Origin of the sequence: Erwinia psidii (genome assembly GCF_003846135.1) — a bacterium.
GTDB lineage: Bacteria > Pseudomonadota > Gammaproteobacteria > Enterobacterales > Enterobacteriaceae > Erwinia > Erwinia psidii.
Genome location: NZ_RHHM01000013.1, coordinates 83,538 through 103,173, shown reverse-complemented (window position 1 = coordinate 103,173; position 19,636 = coordinate 83,538). Strand labels below are relative to the sequence as shown.

Genomic DNA, 19,636 nt, shown 5'->3' with positions numbered 1-19,636 from the left:
GTATTACCTCAGTCGGCTGATTGAATCATAGGCAGCTTCGCAGGCCAGCCCTCTGGCTCTTGCCTTGTCAGCCTCTCCTGCCAGCTCTCCCGCGCGCTCATCAGCGCGGCGGAACAGGTCGGCAAGCAATGCGGCTCCGCTGGTTTCTGCCTGGCTTCTGCCGGGAGTACCGGCACCGCAGGCGCGCTCACGTTCTGCCAGCTGCCTGGCGAGTTTACCGGCCCTGTCGTGCAACCCACGAGAAGCAGCGCGGGCGCGATCGGCATCAGCCTGAGTGTCAGCAAGCTGCTGGCTGGCCTGTTTTCTGATCTCATCAATTTCCCCCTGTCGGCGTTGCTCTTCTTTTCTGGCCACAGCGCTGGCGTTCAGCCAGCGCTGTGGCATCATCCGCATCACGCTGTTTCCATTTCAGCGACCACTCAGCATCAGCCTTGCTATACCCGGCCATATAACGCTGCTGGCTGAACCACCAGACGGCCAGACCACAGAGCATTACGGCTACCGTCAGTGCCGGTTTCACCGGGTGTTCTCCATATCACGCAGGCACCAGGCTTTGAAATCCGTTCTTCGGTTAACCAACCCCTGACTGCGCTGACCTGCGCTGTTAACAAAGTCCGTCAGGCGGTTGCACATCGCCTGCCAGTCATGTGACCGGGCATTCTTCCAGATAGTGGTGCGCTGTTTTCGTCCCTGCCCGTTGGTGAACCACATCAGGCCGGTACAACCTACGTTAAGCGCCGCATCGGTCATCGCCTCAAACGCTGACTGTGACATATACGCCGCCTCAAAATTCTGGTTAATACAGTTTTCTGCCCGCGTCAGATCGTTAACCCAGCGACCGGCAATTTCACTGTCGCTGTATTCGCGGTTTTCAACCCCACCTGTTGAGCCAATCCCGACCGTCAGCACGCCGGTGGGGCAGTAGTAGGGGGTTTTACGGCAGTCTTCCCAGGCCGCTATCTTCTGCTGAGCTTCCTGTGAGGTGCGCAACGTGGCGGGGCTGAGCGTGGCGCCCAGCGCGACGATGACCGCAATCGCACATTTTCTAACAGGCTTTTTCATCTTCCGGGGCATCCTGTTGCAGCAGTGAAAGTGCGCGCCTGTCGGCAGCGCTGAGCGGATGGCGTTCCGCCTGTAGCAGAATCTGATTAATCAGATCGTTGCGACGCTGCTGGCCGCGTTCAATGCGTGCCCGATAAAGCCAGCCACGGAGACCAAAAACTATCCCGATCAGCAGCCCGGCCAGCGCTATTTTTTCGCTTAATGTCATTACACCGATGCCCGTTACCAACGCTGACATGGTGAACGTCAGCCAGTCATTCAGACGCTGAAAAAAACCTAATCCCATAGCTGCACTGTCTCCCGTTTTGTGCTGCGGGTGATTTCCGGCAGCTCGATCTCCTGTCCGGTATCCAGAAAAACCTGCTGGCTCAGTCCGGGATTGGCAGATAATACTTTTTCGGTCACGCCCTGCGTGGTGCCGTAGTGACGCCAGCAAAGCAAATCCACCGTATCCCCCTGTAACGCTTTAACCTTCATCAGCACAGCTCCGCATAGAGTCGCGGCGCGCCGCGAATATCAGCGATACTCCAGCGGGCATCCCGCCAGAGATCATCCCGTTGCAGGTCAAGCGCGGTGGCGTCTTTGTCGCCTTTCGCCGTGGTATCAACATCGCGATAGCCCTCAAGGACCAGCGCCCTGGCAATCGAATAGACCGCACGTCGGAAGCGGTACACCTTCACGTTTTCACCGTTGATCATCAGCTTTTCCATCTCACCTGATGGCAGGGCTGAAGGCACATCTTCCAACGTGTGAAAACCTGCTTTGACCTGACCGGCACGCCAGTCCAGCAACTGCGCGGTGACATGGGCTACCGCTTCCGTGGTGACATGCATCAGCCTGGACGTGGTGATACCCCCGGTGATGCGCGCGGCCAGACGGAGATCGCTCAACTTAATCACCGGCCAGAAGTCCCCGGCGCTGACGGTGGCGTCACCATCATCAACATCGGGGGTATCACTCCCGGCAGGCAATACGCGCTTGTTTGCCACAAGGCTGCTCATGCACTTATCTCCCATAAATCAGGCGGTGGGCGGGTGGTCAAAAGACCGAATACGGGCAGATATCCACCCGCGCCGCCTGTCGGACGGGGCCGAAGTCGTTAATTCTTTTTCTGGCTGGCAGGTTTGCGGGTTGCCGCTTTGCCTGTTGCCGTCTTAGTCGTGGTTTTACGTACAGACGTTTTAGCCGCTGCGCTGGCGGTGGCCTTTTCAGGAACAGACCCGGCAGTACCGTCAGTTTTGTCGATGCTGGCCGCTTCCCCTTTATCCGTGCCATCCTCCGCAGACAGTTTCTTAACTTCACGGGCAAGCGTGGCGATCTCTTTTTTCACCCCGGCGTTGGGGTTGCGCGTCAGCGCCTCACGGAACAGCGCCAGCGCTTCAGCTTTGGTTGTTACATCAGTCGTACCACGGCGGGCCAGCGCACGAGCCTTGCACAACTTGGCGCGCACCACATCCGGCATATCGCTGTCGGCAACAATGTCCGCCACTTCATCAAGCGTTGCTGTACTGTCTGATAAATCAGCGTCGGCATCGGCGGCGGCAAGCGTCAGCACTGGTTTGCTCATTTCTTCGGCCAGGAATGTTGCTGCCGTGCGGTTGAAGTTATCCGGCAGTGTCAGTCCGTGGCGTACCACGTAGCGTCCCAGCTGCATCGCCAGCGCATGATCACGACAGTCAATCGCCCAGACCATCAGCCGGGTAATGACTTCATCCTCCCGCCCGCTGTCGCCGTCGAGCGTGCCGTCAATCCATCCCTCGTATTCAGGCAGCATGGCTTTCTTCATTTCGGCTTTGGTTTCTTCGGACTGCACGCCGCTAAGGCGGGACAGGTCCAGGCGCAGGCGATGCAGAATTTGCTCATGCGCGGTGCGCTGGAAATCGGATTCTTCATCCGCCTGCCCCCGGCGTTCTGCCATGACCTTCTGAAAGTGTCGTTGTGCCGGTGTTAACATCGTCATTTCTCCCCGCCGCTTCTGTCACTCGCCTACCGGTTCGGCCTGGGCAAACTGAATACCATCGATAAACGCCACCTTGCCGTAGTCTTCAACAACGTGATCGTCATTAGATGACTGGTAGGTTGCGATACGGTTGTAATGTGGCTCTTCGATAATGCTGCGACGCAGCGCGCCCAGCTGGTAATACACAGACAGGTTTTTGAACGAGGTGATCAGTGCGCCGTCAGACGGAAAGTAAGGTGCAAAGAAGGTTGGCAGTCCACCCACGCGCTCCTGACTGACAATAAGCTGACCGGCGATTAGCTCGCTGTTTGGGTTGGTCTGACTCAGTGCGTTGAGTTTCGGGAAGTTGCTGGCTGTCAGCAGGTCAGAGGCCATGATTACAACCAGATCGGGTGCTTTGCGGTGCCAGGGATCAAGCAGGCTGTTTTTGGCGTCGAAAATGGCGGCGTCGATATTGCCGTAAGTTCCCTTAGCCACAACCTTGTTATCTTCATCACGCGAGGTCAGCGTAACGCCTTTGATGATACGGTATTCGGCGTCATTACGGATTTTTTGCAGCCAGCCAGTGCCACAATCCTGCAACAGCGGATTCGCTACACGGTCAGATTTCTCAGCATAAGAAGTGCCGTTAAATCCGATCATGATGCGGTCAAGGGCAATCTGTCGGGCATTAGCCTGGCTGATCAACGCCTGAAAATTTGGCTGCATTGACCACGCATCAAGCTGCGCATAGCTGACGGCGGAATCATAGTTCACTTTGCGGCAGCGGTATTTATTTGGCTCTTTTGAGTGATTGTCTACCGGCTGGCGACGTGCAGAGCCATCGCTGCTGTCGTTGGTGCTGGCGACTGGACCTTTGCTGCCAATCAGGATTTTCTGGCCTTCCTGCGCCTTCACACCGAAGACGTTAATATTCTTGAGAAATTCATCGCTTTCCATTGCTGCGGCTTCAAGGCGCTGCTGAACGGATGGATCCACGCTGAAAGCCTGCGCCACGTCGCCGGGCTGTACGCTGTTAAGCAGGGCCTGACGGGCAATGTACTGGTTATAAAGCCTACGGGTTGAGTTTTCCATGTGCTCGTATCTCGCTTAACGGTTATTCAGAAATCGGCTTGCTGTACGCTGTTGTTACCGCCGCTGGCAGGCTGGCGCTGAGAGAAGTTGTTATCCTCACTCCCCAGCCTGCTGGTCAGCGCGGCAAGGTCTGCGGTCAGCTTCTGGATGGTCTGGCTGTCCTGTTCGCGGGCGTGGCTCAGGTCGTTGAAGTTGTCCAGCAGATCGGCATGGGACTGAGCGACGTTCTCCACCGCGTCATGCACCTGGCTGAACTGTTCGCTTTCAGATTTACGGCCTTTGCCGATAATCCCCATAACGCGGCTGAACCACTGCTTGCCCTCATCGCTTCGCTGTTCAGCCAGTTCTACAACTTCAGCCTCAATGGCTTCGGTAAATAGCGCGTCATCACCGGACTTCTGATTAAATCGCTGAATGGACTGGAACTGCTGCGCGGCAAATTTAAGCCGCTCGGTACCAAGGCTTGCAGGCGTATCAGTCATAGCCAGACCACGAAGGTAAGGCTTTCCGGTCGCCGCAAAATTAGGATCAATAACAATACTGGTATAAGTCTTCTTCCCGTCATCGATCATTTGTTTCATTCGGGGCGAAGGTTCAATCTCTGCATAAAGCCCTGTCCTGCCCTTTAACGCGCCGTCTGAAATAGCTTCAGCAGAAAGCGATGTTACATGCCCCACGGCACTGAATGTGCTGTCCGGGGACATAGAAAGATAATGCTCAATATCAACCACAGCCCCGTATACGGAGGGGTCGTATGCTTCCGCCATCGCAAAAAGGTCATTACTACTTATCTCGCGTCCATCAATTGTCGGGCCGGAGACGGCAACGCGGAATTTCTTACGGGCGGGTTTAGCTGCGCTGGCCATGTCGATAATCCTGTTGAGTGGTTTCTGTACGGCAATGATGGCAGAGCGTAACCAGCTGTCTCAACGAGGTTTTGTTGTCGGAGGAAGGCCAGACCATAAAGGGGGCGGTAGCGGGATCGCGCGCGGGGTAACCTTCACTCCATAAACGGTGGAGGGCCGATGATACAGGATGCCTTTGTACGACAGCGGGCAAAACAACTTTACTGGCAGGGCTATCCGCCAGCGGAAATTGCGCGCCTGATGGGAATTAATCAGAACACCATTTACGCATGGAAGAAACGCGATGAATGGGACCAGACGCCCCCGATCCAGCGCGTCAGCCAGTCGATGGATGCCCGCCTCATTCAGCTTACGGACAAGACAAACAAGACCGGGGGAGACTTTAAAGAGATTGACCTGCTTACCCGGCAACTGAAAAAGCTGTCTGACGTACAACCGGCAGGGGCTGACGCAGGTAAAAAGCCGCGCAAACGCAAGCTGAAAAACCACTTCACCGAAGAACAGACCGTTGCGCTGCGGGAGAAAATACTTGATTCCCTTTCGTGGCATCAACGCGGCTGGTATGAACAACGCCACCACCGAAACCGCATGATACTGAAGTCCCGCCAGATTGGCGCGACCTGGTACTTTGCACGAGAAGCGTTGCTTGATGCGCTGCGCGACGATGTGCAATACCCGTATCAGCGCAACCAGATATTTCTGTCCGCATCCCGTCGTCAGGCACACCAGTTCAGGGGGTTCATTCAGAAGGTGGCGGAAGAGGTGGACGTTGAGCTTAAAGGTGGCGACAAAATCGTACTGAGTAACGGTGCTGAGTTACATTTCCTCGGCACCTCTGCCGCCACGGCGCAGTCGTACACCGGCAACCTGAAGTTTGACGAATTCTTCTGGGTGAGCAATTTCACCAAGCTACGCAAAGTGGCTGGTGCGATGGCAACGCTGAAGGGGCTGACGCGTACCTATTTTTCCACGCCGTCAGGCGAAACCCATGAGGCTTACCCGTTCTGGACGGGCGACCGCTGGAATGAGAAACGCCCGAAGGCACAGCGTAAAGCCTTTGATGTGGGCTGGAAAACGCTGAACAGCGGGCTGCTGTGCCCGGATAAAACCTGGCGCCAGATTGTCACCCTTAAGGATGTGATAGAAAACGGCTGGGAGTATACCGACCTCGAAGAAATCCAGGACGAAAACAGCGAGGATGAATTCCGCAACCTGTACATGTGCGAGTTCGTTCGCGATGGCGAGTCTGCCTTCAACCTTAATGCCCTGATTGGCTGCGGGGCTGATGGTTATGACGAATGGCCGGACTGGAAACCTTTTGCGTCGAGGCCGATGGGTGATCGCCCGGTATGGATTGGCTATGACGCTAACGGCAGCAGCGGCAACGGTGACAGCGGCGCGATTTGCGTTGTGGTGCCGCCACTGGTTCCGGGAGGTAAATTTCGCACCGTCGAAACGGAACAGGTGCGCGGCCTTGAGTTTGAAGAACAGGCGAAAGTTATCGAAAAGTTCACCTTCAAATACAACGTACAGCATGTAGGCATTGACGTGACGGGCGGTAACGGAGAGGCCGTGTATCAGATAGTGAAGAAGTTTTTCCCGGTGGCAATGCCTTACACCATGTCAATGACGTCAAAGCGCGCCCTGGTGCTGAAAATGCTACAGCTGATCCGCGCCGGGCGCTGGGAATATGATCACAGCGAGCGTGCCCTGATCAACGCGTTCAACTCCGTTCGCAAAGTGAAAACACCAGGCGGATTCATCACCTATGACACTGACCGCTCGCGCGGCGTGAGCCACGGCGACTTAGCCTGGGCGAACATGCTCGCCATTATTAACGAACCGCTGGGCCAGGAGAGTGGCAGCGGCGGGTTTGCTATGGAGTTCTGATGAAGAAGCGCAGGTATAACAACGCTCACACTGTCAAAAATGGCTGTTCCGGCCAGACTGACATGGCGGGAGTGCTCAGGGGCGATCCGGCACTCAGCGCCTTCACGTTCGACGGCCCGTACCCGGTAACGGACGGTTATGATCTGCTGGATAACATGTACTGCGCCGATAATGGCCGATACTTTGAGACGCCGGTTGACTGGTACGGGCTGGCCCGTTCTTTCGGCCAGGCGTCATGGCATCAGTCGGCGCTTTACTTTAAACGCAATGCACTGACTGGGTGCTATATTCCCCATCCGCTATTGAGCCGTCAGGCATTTTCCGCTTTCGTACTGGACTGGTTTGTTTTCGGTAATTGCTATCTGGAGCGACGCCGTAACCGCCTGAATGAGCCGCTGACCTTGCGCCATGTTCCTGCCAAGTATGCGCGTCGCGGCAGCGATCTGGACACGTACTGGTTTATCCGTCAGTGGAAGGATGAGTACATGTTTAAAGCGGGTGAGGTCTGCCATGTAATGAATCCTGATATTCACCAGGAGATCTACGGGATGCCGGAATATATGGGCGCGCTGCTTTCTGCCAGCCTGTCACACTCCGCCGATAAGTTCCGTAAACTCTATTACGACAACGGATCGCACGCTGGCTGCATCCTCTATGTGGGCGCGGCGCAGGTTGACCAGGAAAGCATAAAGGTGGTGCAAAAAACCCTGTCGGAGGCCAGAGGAAAAGGCGCATTCAAAAACGTGCTGATCCATGCGCCGGGCGGTGGTAAGGATGGTGTACAGCTGATGCCGTTCAGCCAGATCTCTGCAAAAGATGAATTCCTCAATATCAAATCCGTTACGCGCGACGATATCCTTGCCGCCCACCGCGTGCCACCGCAGCTTATGGGTGCCATGCCTGGTGAGAAAGGATCGTTTGGCGACGTTGAAAAAGCCGCGCGCGTCTTTGCCATCAATGAACTGATGCCGGTTATGGAAGCACTGAAGCATGTCAACGACTGGCTGGGACAGGACGTGATCCGCTTCAATCCTTACGCCCTGCTCAAAACCGAATAGCCAGCCAACCGCCGCGCAGTCAGCGCGGCTCTACTCTACAGGCACATAGTCATTAATTTCCGGCGACCAGTTGCATTTTTCGCATCGGTGTTTTCCGTTCGGGCAGATACATAGTCGATGACGCCCGCAGTGTGGGCACCCGTTTTCGCCATTATCATAATCGCCCAGCGACCACTCACTCATGAGTGCCTCCTCGCGGTCATCATCTAACATTAGAACCTCCAATTTCCCATTCATTAATCAGCGCACCAGCGCCACGCTGACGGCTGTACATCTCTGAGCGTTACCGGACACCAGATTGCCCGAAACCCCCCTGAAACAGCCAGAGAATCGCCCGAATTACAGTATACGGGGTAAACCCCATGCCATGCCCCCGCTGCGTGGGCTGTTCCCCCGTCACCTGTGCGCGACATTCGCTCCGTTTTTTGTGCATTTGCCGATCCGGGGCCAGACCGTGCAGACACAGGGCAGAAAGGGCATAAACAGCTTCAAAAAAATTGTGCAAATTTGTGCACTATTGTGCAGCAATTTTAATGAGTCTGGCATGGCTGAATTTTTGTGATTATAGTGACATTTTCTCTTGTAAAGGACTGCATATGAGTATGACTTTTTCAGCGTTATGGAATGCCCACCCCGAAGTTAAGGGTGATGAAAATCCTTGTCGTCGTCAGGACGGGCATAAAGCTTTTGATGATCAGTGTGCAATACGCATTGGCACAGCACTGACGCGATGTGGGTATGACGTGACTAAGTTGCGGGTACAGTTCTGCTGGCTGCACCCCAAAAGCGAAGGGCATGTACTGCGTGCTGAAGAACTGGCTAACGCCCTCAGAAGCGCCAGCATACCGGGCGTTTTCCCGATGGTGAAAGTCAGTGCTGATAATTTTGAGAAGGTGCTCAAAAATCAGCACGGGATCATCTTCTTTAAGGACTACTGGCGGCGGGGAAATGAAAGTCTTCTTAACCGCAGCGGAGATCACATCGATCTCTGGAACGGTGACCGGCTGACAACGAAACTCAGTTACTTTCGTATCCAGTGGGGTCTGAGCATAGACGGACTCTGGTCGAGTTTTGCCAATGCTAAGGAAATCTGGTTCTGGAAAATGATATGAGAATACTCAAAATAACGCTCTCCACGCTGGCCGGGTCGATATGTGGCGCGGGTTTAATGTACCTGCTGATGCCGTTTATCAGTCAAACCTTTGTTGGCCCCATACATGGCGAAGATCAGATGTCTGCAAACTTTGAAATCTTCTTCATCGGTACGCTGGTACTGGCCGTTCTTGGTGCGATGGTTGGCTGGATGGTAGCCAGAAGGCTGACCAGGCAATAGACTACAGTTCCGGGCTGCCATGATCGCTGAGTAATTCAGTCATGATCGCCAGCTGCTCACCGGGCGGCAACTGACGATATTTTGCCGCCCAGCGGGCGGCCTTTCGTTTGATGCGCTGCCGTTCAATGTAGCTTTCACCCGCAAAATCCGCGCTGTACGCTGCGCCAGGCGCGTAATTCATCCAGAGTTTTTCTGTCCTGACTCCACCGCGCGTCATAGCCTGAAACTCACGACCACGCCAGCCGGTCAGCGTCTGGTCATACAGCCGCGATGGGTAACCGGACAGGATAACACTGACGTTTTTTGGCAACGCCAGCAGACAACATAGCAGCCTCTCATGATCGGCAACGGTATATTCATAACGGTATCGGGCGCGACTGGTGCGGGTTTCATGGAGATATGGCGGATCGGCATAGATTAGGACGCGGCCAGCAGCTGAAAAGTCAAACGATTCCAGATATTCAACCGCATCATGATTGATCAGGCTGACGTGCGCCATTTGATGGGTAAAAGCAAAGTTTTTTAATGCTTCACAATCAAGATCGATGCCAATATTACGCAGTGCTGGCGGCTTACGCAGCATAACGGCACCACTCCCCAGATGCGTTTCGATATAGGTATCATGCGGCGGCATCTGAGCGATTATCGTCTGATACGCGCCGGAGGCTGCTTTACTCCCTAAATATCCCATACTCAGGACTCCATAGTTATAAATGACGCGGCTGCAGCAAAGATGCATTTGTCTTTGCGGTACCGCCTTCAGCTGACACAGTCAAAAATGCCTTTGCGTGACGGTATGGCCAGCACAGCCATTGATGACTGCACCGGGTTAAATGACTAAGGTTTTCTGCCTTTAATAATTTCTGCCGCAGAAGTCCAGGTGCCATCTGGGGAAATCAAAACTCCCGGTGAATGACCGCTTTCGGGATCCCGAAATAACGCCAGCCCAACCGGGTGGAGAACCTCAGTATTAATACGGCGAATAAGCCCCAGGCGGCTGAGTTCATTCCAGTCCAGCCAGTCGCAACCACCAATACGCGCCCGACCTGCCGGAATGGCCGGTAACACAATCTGCGGTTGTTCCACCGATGTGTTTTGTAATACTTTTCGACATTGTTGGATCTCACGAAGCGCCAGAAGCTCCAAATTTTCAGGGTAGTCATAATCTCCACCCCAAAAATCACGACTTGCTGAACGAATGTCTTCAATTTCGGCAATACGGCGCCTAATGCGCTCATTTGTCAGTTTGTTGTTCATCATGCATTTCCTTCTGGTTTATTTTCTTCCAGCGACCAATCAGTTCGCTGGCTTTGTGGTTTGCCAGGGTCTTACGCCACGACTTATCAACACCGGTTACAATCAATTCACCTGTCACCGGATGTGCCCGATACGCCGTATCCAGCACCGTGACCTCACTACCGCGCGCCAGCTGCATGGCCTGCGGCTTACTGATCTGCACTTTCTTGACCTGCGCCCATGACTGAACCAGCCCCGTCAGACCAGCAATTGCCGGTGATAAAACCTGCTCTTGCTGTCTGATCGCCCTCGCTGTTCTGAGGTAACTTTCCGCGCGTTCGCGCTCGTAATCTGAACAACTGCCACCCGTAATGGCGTATGCCAGCCACTCAAACTCATCAGCAGGCGATTTCTGCCGCTGCGGTTTGTGGTTATGAAGGCTTTCACGTACCTGTTTTCGCTGTTCCTGGGTCAACTGACCGATCTCAAACTGTTCCGGCCCTTCCCGCTCATCTGGCACTGTCATTGATGACGGTGATCCGGGCGCTAAATTTGTTCGTTTTTTAACCTCGGTACAGTTATTGACACGAGTCCTAGAGGGCGCAGACGCGCCCCGAAGGTCAAAATCAAGGTCAACGGCCTGACCTGCGTCATCTGAAATTTCCGCTTTCTTACGCACAATGCAGTAAGAGTGAAGCCGGGTTTGAACGGGAGGCAGCGAGGTCTGGGGCATAACCAGACCTTTGATAAGATCCAGATACTCACCGTAATCATTGGGTTCTTCTTTGGGCTGATACCAGATGCGCAAAGGCAGACCACGGCGGGAAACCAGTGGACCACCCTGTAACTGGGTATACTGCTGCCAGTCGCCAGCATCTGCCGCGCGATGTAGCTCAGAAAAAAGCGGGTTAATCCTGTCTGCCTGTTCCTGATTGCGGAACCTGCGCAGCTCACGCCAGACAGATACTGGCGCACCACCCAGAAACTGAAACTGACGGATACCCCAGCACGATGCCCATGCGGTGGCGTGTCTGGCGGTTTCTTTCAGCGGCCTGTTGGTTTCGTCGTCGGTTTCACCGTCAAGCGCGTAGCCATCAATATTTTTGCTGATGTACTTCACCACGTAGCCAGTGGCGCTGCCGATTTCCTGATCGATAGGTTTCATTTTGAAACGTGGCTCACTGCCGTGCTGGCCCCGTAACTCTTCTGCATCTTCACGGGTGGCGTAGTCTTCCATGACTTCCAGCAGTTCGGCGGAATGCTCAGGCAAAGAGAACAGCAGACCGTGCCAGTGCGGCGTACCATCATGGTGAGGTTCGGCAACACGCAGGCCAAAGACCGGGATTTCACGGCGGGCCAGCTCGGCGCGGATCTTCTGCCATACCCGGTTAAGGTAGCGCTGAGTTGCTCTGGGGCTGGCACCGTTCCATCTGGCATTACGATGCCCGAACATGGTAAAGGCATGATACTTAGACGGTGCTGTCAGGGTAAAAAACTGGCCTGAATAGCCGCTTTCGGTGGCGACTTTTTCAAAGCCGCCGATGCGGGTCATGAGTTCAACGCGGCGCAATGCCGGGTTGGATATGCTCTTATCGATCTGCTCAATAAGCGAAATGCGCTCTTTGGTGTCCTGATCTTCCAGCTCAAGGCGGGACATGATCACACGGCTGCGTTTGCGTCTGGTGTCCCACTCATCAACGTGATGTTTGCTGCAATACGGTGCAGCTCCCCGCTTCACATCACCAAAGGCAATATGCAGGTGCTCACGCCAGCGAGTGGCGTACTTTTTCAGGCTGCGGTGCCAGTAACGCTCATCGCGCATTTTGTGAATACCGGTTACGGCATCATCAATAAAAAGCCTGCCCCGACAATATTTATTCCATGCAGGCGGGACGACAAAGAAGACTTGTGCGAGGTGCGCCGCTTCTTTATAGAGACAGCCAGCGTATTGCCGATCGTTCAATGGTTTCGCGGTGTCATGAACATCACTCAGTACGGCCTGCATATAGATCGCAATATCCTGCGCCAGTAATTCCACGTCTTCCGGCGTGAAGTCTGGCAGGTGGTTGAAACGCTCAACCAGGCCATGCAAAGTGTTAAATGTGTGATAAAGCGGATTTAACTCACTGAATGCGGTCTCGCTTTGAGATTTTGCCTCACTGGTCATCGCTATGGCGTATTGCTCATTCACCCTGTTGATGGGGGGCAGATCCCTGCGGATGATATCGCGCAACGCCAGACGGGCGATGTGCCTGCCCTTCATGGTGTGAATGCTGTCAATGCGGGAGGACAGGCGCAGACGGATAAATCGGGGAAGCGGCGCAAGCGTGAGTTTCACCCACGACAAAAACTCTTGCTCTTGACCCAGCTCAACGAGATCAACAACAGGAGTCTTATCAACAAAAATGGCAGATTTTGGCTTCTGCCATTCGTAATCGTACCGTGTATTATCCGGTGCACTACCCGGATAAGGTGGCGGCGGTGATGGCTCGTAGCGGCCACGGAAGCCCGTGGTCATTGCGCGATCTCCATGTAGGCTTTTAAGAAGGTTGCTGCTGCATAGATATTTACGGCGTTTCCGCTGGCGCGTAGTTTTCCCACTCTGGAGGGAACCCCATTAACCAGAGGCTTAAGGCCGGGTTTAACTGGCCTCCACTTTCCATCTCTGCAAAAGAGCCAGTCAGCAGATCCCCAGAATCCGTTAACCGGGCCGGGCCTGCTATCTGCGCTGTCACATCCAGCGTATCCGTTGACAGCTTCCCGTGCCGCATCCTTCCCCCCTGATACCCGCCCTTTCCATCCCTCGCCGCAGGGGTGGGCCAGCCCGCAAGACAAGCAAAGTCCTGCAAGTTCGACTGCCGACCGGCCAGCTTCCTGGCGATCACCTTCTCGGCATCCTGATAAGCGTTCTTCGTATTGCTCGCGGTTGGAGTCGGCCAGCCAGTAAGTACGCTCCCGGATGTGCGGCGCACCGACGCCCGCAGACGGAAACGCCGACGCCCCGAAGGCATAGCCCAAACTTTCCATGTCAGTTTGTACAAGGTCGATCCAGACTTCTGCATCTTTGCTTGAAGACTGTTCGCCAAATATAACGACAGGGCGTTGCTGGCCTGCAAGCCAATGAACGGCGGGCCATAAGTGCCGCTCATCATCAAATTGCTTTCCTTCGCCTGCCTGGCTGAAAGGTTGGCATGGGCAACTTGCTGTCCATACTGGGCGATCATCTGGCCATCCTGCGACGCGCAAGGCGCGGGGCCAGCCTCCAAAGCCTGCGAACAGGTGGACTTGTGAGAATCCTTTAAGGTCATTTGGGGTTACATCCTCAACAGAACGGGTATCAACTACGCCGGAAGCGATAAGCCCGGCATCAATAAGGTTGCGAAGATATTGCGTGGCGAAGGGATCGATTTCGTTGTAGTAGGCAGTCATCAGAATGGAAGCTCTCCACCTTGTTCTTCAGTGATCTGACGCACCTGGATGACTGCCCCCGGCTTGATGTTACATGCCTCTCTGGCACTGCCACATATGATCGAGTCGCTGATACGGACATGAGCATCTAAGATGAACGCTTTAAAATTAACAACCCAAAAATCGTGTAGCTTCCAGCGATCATTGATGCGATAAATCACTGCATGTGTCGTTGAATCCATTGATTCACTCGAAGGATCTATAGCTATCCAGGCGGAGTTAGCGAGCCGTTCCATTCTCATTTCCCCTTTGTCTTTTTAAATGCTGCATCAAACTTTTCGGTGTCCATCCAGACAATGAATGCTGTCCGGCGTATTTTTCCGATCACGTCAGTAGGGAAAATTTCGCGGGTAAAAAATGCAACTTTGGCTTCACCATTTTTATTCATGGATATGCCGTCCATACACTGGTGAAGAGGCTGAACGGTCACATTTTCCAAACCAACCGCCTCTAAAAATTCAATCAAGCTCGCCATCAAAAAGCCCTCAGCATGTTTCTTCGTTATCAATACCCAAGCACTCCCTGCTGCTCTCACAGTGTCCGCACCTACCTGCCGGGCATCCCTCAACGATGCCCAAAGTGCCGATCACTTCTTTGGCCTTCTGCCGGTTGCTGGCGTCAGCGCTAACAGAGCGTTGCACGTCGATTTCATGCAGGCGGAAGCGGTGGTAAATCTCGCGGGTGGTTTCGGTGGCACTGTTGGAAATGACAACCGGCGCGCCATATTTTCGGTTCACTTCCAGCAACTCCGCCGCTAACTGGCGGTGGTGCTTTTCGGTGAATGGCTCGGTGTGGTATTGGGTGAAATTGGCGGTTTCGCTGGCAGGAAGATACGGGGGATCGCAGTAAATGGCCTCATCCGCCCCAACTATCACTTTGAGTGTATTTTGAAATGAGCCACACAGGAAAATCGCTTTGGTGTCGTTGGCCTTCTCGGCAAACTGGCGGATCTCCGCTTCCGGGAAGTAAGGCGCGGTTTTGTGCTGACCAAACGGCACGTTATAACCACCGCTCTGGTTATAGCGCACCACGCCGTTGTAGCCGTGGCGGTTGAGATAGAGAAACAACGCAGCGCGATAAACATCAAGCACGCCTGACATGTTGTTGAATATCTCGCGGTTGCGCAAATACGCCTCTTTAGAGTTACCCCAGACAAACAGCGCGCACGCAATATCAATCAGCGTGTCAGGGTGGTTTTTAACCTCACGATAAAGACAGATCAGGTCCGGGTTGATATCCGCAAGAATATAGCGGCGATAGTCCGTGTTGAGGAACACAGAAGCCCCGCCAACAAAAGGCTCAATCAGGCAATCAGCCTTTGGTAAATGCGGCAGCAGTTCAGGCATAACGCGGCTTTTGCCACCGGGCCACTTGAGAAGGGAGCGGATCATAATACCGCCCCCGTAGCCTCTTTTGCTGCGAGGCTTTTCAGGTTGTCTGAGAGCTGGGCGATCTGATTCCACACATCAGCGGCAGCGTTATGTTTTTCAGGGTCAACAAGCCGATTTGAGGCATACCCACAGACAGTAAGTGCAACATCTTCAACAGTTCTGACATCGCGGACATTCCAGAAATTCCAGACCGGTTTTAACTCTACAGCGCGCAGTGCGTTATAGATAATCGGCATATCGTAATCAGTGCCGCGCGCCCAAACTTTCACGCTCGCCAGATCACAATATTCCAGGATAAACATATTTAATTCACCAGGAGCTACAGGGAGGGAGTAACCCCCTTCTTTGATTACTTCCGCTCGTACTTCTCCCGACTGCTTAAACCACCATTTGATTGTTTCAGCGCCCAGCGTTCCGCCGAATGCCTCACTGCTTTCAATAGCAATGCGCCGGTACATTGAGGCGGAAACTGCACCTGACATTGGGTCAAAGATTGCCGCAGCAATAGACGCAATCGCCGCAGTTGGCTTGTTATCCATGGCTTCAATATCAATCATTACGTGTTTCATATTGCTTTCTCCAGGGTGCAGGAAGCCCGGCGCGATGATGCGCCTGACTGCCGGTTAATCATTCAGTGGTTAATTCGCTGCGCCTTCCGGTGCGGGTGGTGATGATTCGCGTGACGCCTGAATTTCAAGGCAGGGCGCAGCATAGTCCGGGAATTCCCACGGTAACGCTGTTGCCAGCTCCGCCAGGCGCTTGATGCCCAGCATCAACGACCTGCGCTCCTGCTCGCTTAAATCGTCAAAGCCTGCTCTCAGGCGTTCCCGCGTCAGCTGTGGCAATCCCTGAAAACGTGCAGCAGCTTCGTTAGCAAGAATAAAAATAACCTTACGCTGGTCTTCTCCCAGCAGGTCATAACGATCGGCTGTTTTGCAGGTGCGGGAGACCTTAAGCCCCGACTGCAAACGGGCGCGCTGTTCAAGAAACATCTGACGGCCCGATAACGTTTTATCCTGTCCGGTACGCATGATTTTACCTCCATCACTGCTGCTTATCAGGCGCACCACTCGTAAGTAGTGCCCCGGATAAGTGCCGGGTTTTATCCATGCCCGGCGCATGGTTTTGTGGTATTTTCGTTATGCCGCCTTCCGGCAAGAAGCGAGCGGCGTGACTACCCACTACAAAAAGGAATGATTTATGGTTGTCTGTTTCGGGAGAGTCCGAAAAAAACATCTGCGAGAACATCGCCAAGAACCGCCAGATCGGCTTGTGGTAAAACAACCCTCCATACCTCTCTTGCCCTGGTCGGGTCCATTCTTCCGGATAATTGCTCTCCCGTTATTAATCGGAAATCACTATATATCCGGTCATATTCTTCCTTACTTTCATTTAACGCAGGACCACACATGACGACACCTACTAATATTGAAATTTTAGACTGAAGACCTATCACGACACTGTTGCTTCGTGGTAAACAGGCTTTGGTATTTCACCATTAAATACAGCATTGATAGTTGGGCGTAGAGAATTAATGGTTTCATTATCGCCAGAACAAAAGGCAAAGCCGTACAGCTGCTGAAGTCCGCTGGCTAATACGCCGTAATGGGACTCACGTCCGACAGAATTGTTTTCCAGATTAAAATAATAGTCCTGAAGTAATTTATTTACCTGTTCTGCGTAGAAGCCTTTCATTTTCCATGCCTCCTGATTTGAATTTATTTTTCAGATTAACACGGTGGCAATGGTCACGAATTATTGCCTGTGCGGATGTTAAAAATACCCAGGAAAAAACCAGCAGCCAGAAAGCCAGTAGTAAATCATCAAAAAGAAATGAGTCGTCCATGTTTTATAATCCTGCGCACGGTATTGCAGGCCTCAGACAGCGAAAAGTCACGCCCATAATAGTTATTGCTGTTTTCAGCATACTTTGTGATTAAATAAGTGTTGCGATTGTTCAGGGCATTTCGTGGCGATTTTCGGATCGTGAAACCGGAACAGATATAAATATTCTTGCTGACCTGAATCACACCCGAAATAATTTCTGAATGTAAGCGCTGTGAATAATCTTTTCGCATCATCGGATCCTGCCATTTTTAGTTATTACGTCAGAAAACAAAAGTGGCTACAAACTTAACCGTCGCGGCTACTGAAATTACCCCCATACAGATGAGTAAAATTATCAGCATCATGTCGAAGACAAGTTCTTTTGTTGTTCCCATAACTAAAGCCCCATCCATAAGAGCCAGATATAGTGCTTTCTCACTGTTCGCCCCCTTGGTTTGTTTGGCGGGATCTCCCAGGCTTGTTCGCACTGATGCGGTTTTTCCAGTAGTGCCATTCTTCCGGTGCACTTTCCACTAACTGGGCGGCGTATTTGTCCCATTCCCTGCGGTTAATCCACAGCTCTGCATAGCCACCAGGCTTTAACGGGTCAGCCATGTAGAACGCGGGCAGCTTACCGGCTTTAGCCATGCATACAACGGCGTTGGTGGTTTTGCCTACATACATTGCAAACCCTTCTTTTGACAGAAGGTCTGAAGGGCTTTCTGACAAGCGAACCATTTCCCGCTTGCGGGTTTTTGTTATGCCTTTCGATGCTTCCTGCCCATCAGGATTTTCAGCTACTTCCTGTGCTTCATGCTCGTCAAGAGTTTTAGCTTCTTCCTGCATTTGCTATTCTCCGTTGTGGTCCCTTTTCACCAACTCGCTCTCTTTAGAGCTACCTAACGGTGAATGAGGTATTTCTTTTCGAATTAAAAATAAGAGATCTGATTCATTATGTCAATCCGGATTTGTGAAAAATTGAAGCTAATACGTGAGTCTGAACGGTTAAAAAAGAGGGAGGTTGCTGATATGACTGGAATTAATTACGTTACTTATGTGGGGTATGAGAATGGTAAGTCCTCAATTTCTCATGATGCTGTAGTGAAATTACTAAGGAATCCCCGATTCCGAAAATACCGCGACTGGTTCATGTTTGATGAAACAGACCCGGAAACCGGACAAATTGCACCGGTTCTCGCACACTCTGGGCCAGAAGAAACAATCTCGCAGCCCTCAGGCAAAAAGACTGGCTAACCATTCACATTGCTTATCAGTGTAGCGAGTGCAATGTATCGAATTGCTGCTTCCAGAAACAAAAATCACATACTTATAAAGTGTCAGAAATCATCGGAGGGTTTTCTTATGTCGATTAAGAAACTTGATGATGGTCGTTATGAAGTGGACGTTAGGCCGCAGGGTTCCGTAGGGAAACGGATCCGGCGAAAATTTAGTACAAAAGGTGAAGCGCAGATTTTCGAGCGCCACATTATTGTTAATTTTCACAATAAAAAGTGGCTGGAAAAACCCGCAGATCGCCGAAAACTTACTGAGTTGCTTGACCTGTGGTGGATTTATCACGGGAAAATGCACGGGCGGGGTGAAAAGGAAAAATCAAGATTAACCACAATTATTTCCGACATGAAAGGGATGGGCCTCATCAGGGCCGATCAACTGACAAAAAAAGCGATCACAGATTACCGGGTGCAAATGCTAAGCAGGGGGCTGAAGCCTTCAAGTGTAAACCGACACCATGCAATTATGAGTGGTATGTTTACCAAGTTAATTAATGCAGCAGAATACCACTCAGCTAATCCATTCAAACAGATAAAAGCTTTTAAAGAGCCTCAGTCTGATATGTCATTTCTTTCAGCGGCAGAGATTGTCGAATTGTTACAACGCCTGCACGGTGACGAACGGAAGGCTGTGATGTTGTGCCTGGCAACTGGTGGGCGATGGGGTGAAGTGGCAAGCCTCAAAGCTGAACATATCATTGGCAGTAAAGTGATATTCATGAAAACCAAAAATGGTAAACGTCGCACCGTACCGATTTCAGCTGAACTGGAGGAGGTAGTAAAAAAGGGGAGGGAGTCAGGGGCGCTATTTCGGCCTGTATATGCTACTGTCCGGGCCACACTGAAGGAGATGAAGCCAGACCTGCCAGCAGGCCAGGCTGTTCATGTTTTACGACATACTTTCGCCACGCACTTTATGATGAACGGTGGAAACATCATCACATTGCAAAGGATTCTGGGGCACGCGAACATACAGCAGACAATGACCTATGCGCACTTTGCGCCGGACTTTTTGCAGGATGCTGTAGCTTTTAATCCTATTGCGGGAATGTCCATATAGTGACCACCAACCAGCATTAAAGAGCACTTTTTAGAACCAATGCGACTCTGTAACTTACTGTTTTAAATGTATTAAACCCGTTGTGGTGGGGTCTGGTAAGTCACCTGAGAGTCGCCTTT

The 19,636-nt window shown here is 52.5% G+C and carries 24 protein-coding genes and 1 pseudogene; 6 read left to right on the top strand and 19 right to left on the bottom strand.

Annotated elements, in window-relative coordinates; translation table 11 throughout:
* Positions 1-3 precede the first annotated feature (3 nt).
* The 8 genes and pseudogenes from EB241_RS15970 to EB241_RS15935 all read right to left on the bottom strand — a co-directional run bounded on the left by EB241_RS15970 (position 4) and on the right by EB241_RS15935 (position 4,962).
* Positions 4-493 (bottom strand): annotated as a pseudogene (locus tag EB241_RS15970) (DUF2514 family protein).
* Between the two features lie 23 nt (positions 494-516).
* The gene (locus EB241_RS15965) at positions 517-1,062 is read right to left on the bottom strand and encodes a lysozyme (RefSeq protein ID WP_124234099.1); all 546 of its coding nucleotides are present in this window, start codon (positions 1,060-1,062) and stop codon (positions 517-519) included.
* Positions 1,046-1,348, bottom strand: a complete 303-nt coding sequence (locus tag EB241_RS15960) for a phage tail protein (RefSeq protein WP_124234098.1) — start codon at positions 1,346-1,348, stop codon at positions 1,046-1,048. The genes EB241_RS15965 and EB241_RS15960 overlap by 17 nt, the downstream gene beginning before the upstream one ends.
* Entirely contained in the window at positions 1,339-1,539 is a 201-nt protein-coding gene (locus tag EB241_RS15955) for a tail protein X (RefSeq protein WP_124234097.1), read from the bottom strand. The genes EB241_RS15960 and EB241_RS15955 overlap by 10 nt, the downstream gene beginning before the upstream one ends.
* Positions 1,539-2,063: a head completion/stabilization protein gene (locus EB241_RS15950; protein ID WP_124234096.1), complete on the bottom strand. Its 525-nt coding sequence runs from the start codon at positions 2,061-2,063 to the stop codon at positions 1,539-1,541. The genes EB241_RS15955 and EB241_RS15950 overlap by 1 nt, the downstream gene beginning before the upstream one ends.
* A gap of 98 nt (positions 2,064-2,161) precedes the next feature.
* Entirely contained in the window at positions 2,162-3,016 is an 855-nt protein-coding gene (gene gpM / locus EB241_RS15945) for a phage terminase small subunit (protein WP_124234150.1), read from the bottom strand.
* 24 nt (positions 3,017-3,040) lie between these two features.
* A complete protein-coding gene (locus EB241_RS15940; RefSeq protein WP_124234095.1) occupies positions 3,041-4,096 on the bottom strand; it encodes a phage major capsid protein, P2 family in 1,056 nt (351 codons plus the stop codon).
* 26 nt (positions 4,097-4,122) lie between these two features.
* Positions 4,123-4,962 carry a GPO family capsid scaffolding protein gene (locus tag EB241_RS15935; RefSeq protein ID WP_124234094.1) on the bottom strand — a complete coding sequence of 280 codons (840 nt, stop codon included), beginning with the start codon at positions 4,960-4,962 and terminating at the stop codon, positions 4,123-4,125.
* 159 nt (positions 4,963-5,121) lie between these two features.
* Here EB241_RS15935 and EB241_RS15930 point away from each other — a divergent pair, with 159 nt between their 5' ends.
* The 4 genes from EB241_RS15930 to EB241_RS15910 all read left to right on the top strand — a co-directional run bounded on the left by EB241_RS15930 (position 5,122) and on the right by EB241_RS15910 (position 9,243).
* On the top strand, positions 5,122-6,852 hold the full coding sequence (locus EB241_RS15930; protein WP_124234093.1) for a terminase large subunit domain-containing protein: 1,731 nt from the start codon (positions 5,122-5,124) through the stop codon (positions 6,850-6,852).
* Entirely contained in the window at positions 6,852-7,910 is a 1,059-nt protein-coding gene (locus EB241_RS15925; RefSeq protein ID WP_124234092.1) for a phage portal protein, read from the top strand. The genes EB241_RS15930 and EB241_RS15925 overlap by 1 nt, the downstream gene beginning before the upstream one ends.
* Before the next feature lie 596 nt (positions 7,911-8,506).
* Entirely contained in the window at positions 8,507-9,022 is a 516-nt protein-coding gene (locus tag EB241_RS15915; protein WP_199737376.1) for a T6SS effector amidase Tae4 family protein, read from the top strand.
* Positions 9,019-9,243, top strand: coding sequence for a hypothetical protein (locus EB241_RS15910; RefSeq protein WP_124234091.1), 225 nt, complete (start codon positions 9,019-9,021; stop codon positions 9,241-9,243). Before EB241_RS15915 ends, EB241_RS15910 begins: the two co-directional genes overlap by 4 nt.
* 1 nt (position 9,244) lies before the next feature.
* Here the strand turns inward: EB241_RS15910 and EB241_RS15905 are convergent, their stop codons facing one another.
* The 11 genes from EB241_RS15905 to EB241_RS15845 form a co-directional block, all read right to left on the bottom strand.
* A complete protein-coding gene (locus EB241_RS15905) occupies positions 9,245-9,934 on the bottom strand; it encodes a DNA adenine methylase (RefSeq protein WP_124234090.1) in 690 nt (229 codons plus the stop codon).
* A 146-nt stretch (positions 9,935-10,080) separates the two neighbouring features.
* Entirely contained in the window at positions 10,081-10,503 is a 423-nt protein-coding gene (locus EB241_RS21595; RefSeq protein WP_233592625.1) for a DUF7415 domain-containing protein, read from the bottom strand.
* A complete protein-coding gene (locus EB241_RS15890; RefSeq protein ID WP_124234089.1) occupies positions 10,478-12,997 on the bottom strand; it encodes a replication endonuclease in 2,520 nt (839 codons plus the stop codon). The genes EB241_RS21595 and EB241_RS15890 overlap by 26 nt, the downstream gene beginning before the upstream one ends.
* On the bottom strand, positions 12,994-13,908 hold the full coding sequence (locus EB241_RS15885) for a DNA cytosine methyltransferase (protein ID WP_124234088.1): 915 nt from the start codon (positions 13,906-13,908) through the stop codon (positions 12,994-12,996). Before EB241_RS15885 ends, EB241_RS15890 begins: the two co-directional genes overlap by 4 nt.
* A complete protein-coding gene (locus EB241_RS15880; RefSeq protein ID WP_124234087.1) occupies positions 13,908-14,183 on the bottom strand; it encodes a hypothetical protein in 276 nt (91 codons plus the stop codon). Before EB241_RS15880 ends, EB241_RS15885 begins: the two co-directional genes overlap by 1 nt.
* A 2-nt stretch (positions 14,184-14,185) precedes the next feature.
* Positions 14,186-14,422 carry a hypothetical protein gene (locus tag EB241_RS15875; protein ID WP_124234086.1) on the bottom strand — a complete coding sequence of 79 codons (237 nt, stop codon included), beginning with the start codon at positions 14,420-14,422 and terminating at the stop codon, positions 14,186-14,188.
* A gap of 10 nt (positions 14,423-14,432) precedes the next feature.
* Complete coding sequence (locus tag EB241_RS15870; protein ID WP_233592624.1) at positions 14,433-15,338, bottom strand: DNA adenine methylase; 906 nt, start codon at positions 15,336-15,338, stop codon at positions 14,433-14,435.
* Positions 15,335-15,895 (bottom strand): 3'-5' exonuclease, encoded by a 561-nt coding sequence (locus tag EB241_RS15865; RefSeq protein ID WP_158612419.1) that lies wholly within the window; start codon positions 15,893-15,895, stop codon positions 15,335-15,337. Before EB241_RS15865 ends, EB241_RS15870 begins: the two co-directional genes overlap by 4 nt.
* Before the next feature lie 81 nt (positions 15,896-15,976).
* Entirely contained in the window at positions 15,977-16,369 is a 393-nt protein-coding gene (locus EB241_RS15860; protein WP_124234084.1) for a hypothetical protein, read from the bottom strand.
* Between the two features lie 421 nt (positions 16,370-16,790).
* The gene (locus EB241_RS15855) at positions 16,791-17,033 is read right to left on the bottom strand and encodes a hypothetical protein (RefSeq protein ID WP_124234083.1); all 243 of its coding nucleotides are present in this window, start codon (positions 17,031-17,033) and stop codon (positions 16,791-16,793) included.
* A gap of 567 nt (positions 17,034-17,600) precedes the next feature.
* A complete protein-coding gene (locus EB241_RS15845; protein WP_124234082.1) occupies positions 17,601-18,011 on the bottom strand; it encodes a Cox family DNA-binding protein in 411 nt (136 codons plus the stop codon).
* A 108-nt stretch (positions 18,012-18,119) separates the two neighbouring features.
* On the opposite strand from EB241_RS15845, the gene EB241_RS15840 reads away from it, so the two are divergent.
* Together EB241_RS15840 and EB241_RS15835 are read left to right on the top strand one after the other, a co-directional pair.
* Positions 18,120-18,419 (top strand): helix-turn-helix transcriptional regulator, encoded by a 300-nt coding sequence (locus EB241_RS15840; protein ID WP_124234081.1) that lies wholly within the window; start codon positions 18,120-18,122, stop codon positions 18,417-18,419.
* A 108-nt stretch (positions 18,420-18,527) separates the two neighbouring features.
* Complete coding sequence (locus tag EB241_RS15835; protein ID WP_124234080.1) at positions 18,528-19,517, top strand: phage integrase; 990 nt, start codon at positions 18,528-18,530, stop codon at positions 19,515-19,517.
* The last annotated feature ends 119 nt before the right edge of the window (positions 19,518-19,636 follow it).

Coding starts and splice junctions, on each gene's coding strand:
- EB241_RS15860 (WP_124234084.1), bottom strand. CDS start 16,369: ATGCGTACCGGACAGGATAAAACGTTATCGGGCCGTCAGATGTTTCTT.
- EB241_RS15930 (WP_124234093.1), top strand. CDS start 5,122: ATGATACAGGATGCCTTTGTACGACAGCGGGCAAAACAACTTTACTGG.
- EB241_RS15915 (WP_199737376.1), top strand. CDS start 8,507: ATGAGTATGACTTTTTCAGCGTTATGGAATGCCCACCCCGAAGTTAAG.
- EB241_RS15925 (WP_124234092.1), top strand. CDS start 6,852: ATGAAGAAGCGCAGGTATAACAACGCTCACACTGTCAAAAATGGCTGT.
- EB241_RS15890 (WP_124234089.1), bottom strand. CDS start 12,997: ATGACCACGGGCTTCCGTGGCCGCTACGAGCCATCACCGCCGCCACCT.
- gpM (WP_124234150.1), bottom strand. CDS start 3,016: ATGTTAACACCGGCACAACGACACTTTCAGAAGGTCATGGCAGAACGC.
- EB241_RS15880 (WP_124234087.1), bottom strand. CDS start 14,183: ATGGAACGGCTCGCTAACTCCGCCTGGATAGCTATAGATCCTTCGAGT.
- EB241_RS21595 (WP_233592625.1), bottom strand. CDS start 10,503: ATGATGAACAACAAACTGACAAATGAGCGCATTAGGCGCCGTATTGCC.
- EB241_RS15935 (WP_124234094.1), bottom strand. CDS start 4,962: ATGGCCAGCGCAGCTAAACCCGCCCGTAAGAAATTCCGCGTTGCCGTC.
- EB241_RS15885 (WP_124234088.1), bottom strand. CDS start 13,908: ATGACTGCCTACTACAACGAAATCGATCCCTTCGCCACGCAATATCTT.
- EB241_RS15875 (WP_124234086.1), bottom strand. CDS start 14,422: ATGGCGAGCTTGATTGAATTTTTAGAGGCGGTTGGTTTGGAAAATGTG.
- EB241_RS15940 (WP_124234095.1), bottom strand. CDS start 4,096: ATGGAAAACTCAACCCGTAGGCTTTATAACCAGTACATTGCCCGTCAG.
- EB241_RS15955 (WP_124234097.1), bottom strand. CDS start 1,539: ATGAAGGTTAAAGCGTTACAGGGGGATACGGTGGATTTGCTTTGCTGG.
- EB241_RS15960 (WP_124234098.1), bottom strand. CDS start 1,348: ATGGGATTAGGTTTTTTTCAGCGTCTGAATGACTGGCTGACGTTCACC.
- EB241_RS15910 (WP_124234091.1), top strand. CDS start 9,019: ATGAGAATACTCAAAATAACGCTCTCCACGCTGGCCGGGTCGATATGT.
- EB241_RS15965 (WP_124234099.1), bottom strand. CDS start 1,062: ATGAAAAAGCCTGTTAGAAAATGTGCGATTGCGGTCATCGTCGCGCTG.
- EB241_RS15870 (WP_233592624.1), bottom strand. CDS start 15,338: ATGATCCGCTCCCTTCTCAAGTGGCCCGGTGGCAAAAGCCGCGTTATG.
- EB241_RS15905 (WP_124234090.1), bottom strand. CDS start 9,934: ATGGGATATTTAGGGAGTAAAGCAGCCTCCGGCGCGTATCAGACGATA.
- EB241_RS15840 (WP_124234081.1), top strand. CDS start 18,120: ATGTCAATCCGGATTTGTGAAAAATTGAAGCTAATACGTGAGTCTGAA.
- EB241_RS15835 (WP_124234080.1), top strand. CDS start 18,528: ATGTCGATTAAGAAACTTGATGATGGTCGTTATGAAGTGGACGTTAGG.
- EB241_RS15855 (WP_124234083.1), bottom strand. CDS start 17,033: ATGAAAGGCTTCTACGCAGAACAGGTAAATAAATTACTTCAGGACTAT.
- EB241_RS15845 (WP_124234082.1), bottom strand. CDS start 18,011: ATGCAGGAAGAAGCTAAAACTCTTGACGAGCATGAAGCACAGGAAGTA.
- EB241_RS15865 (WP_158612419.1), bottom strand. CDS start 15,895: ATGATTGATATTGAAGCCATGGATAACAAGCCAACTGCGGCGATTGCG.
- EB241_RS15950 (WP_124234096.1), bottom strand. CDS start 2,063: ATGAGCAGCCTTGTGGCAAACAAGCGCGTATTGCCTGCCGGGAGTGAT.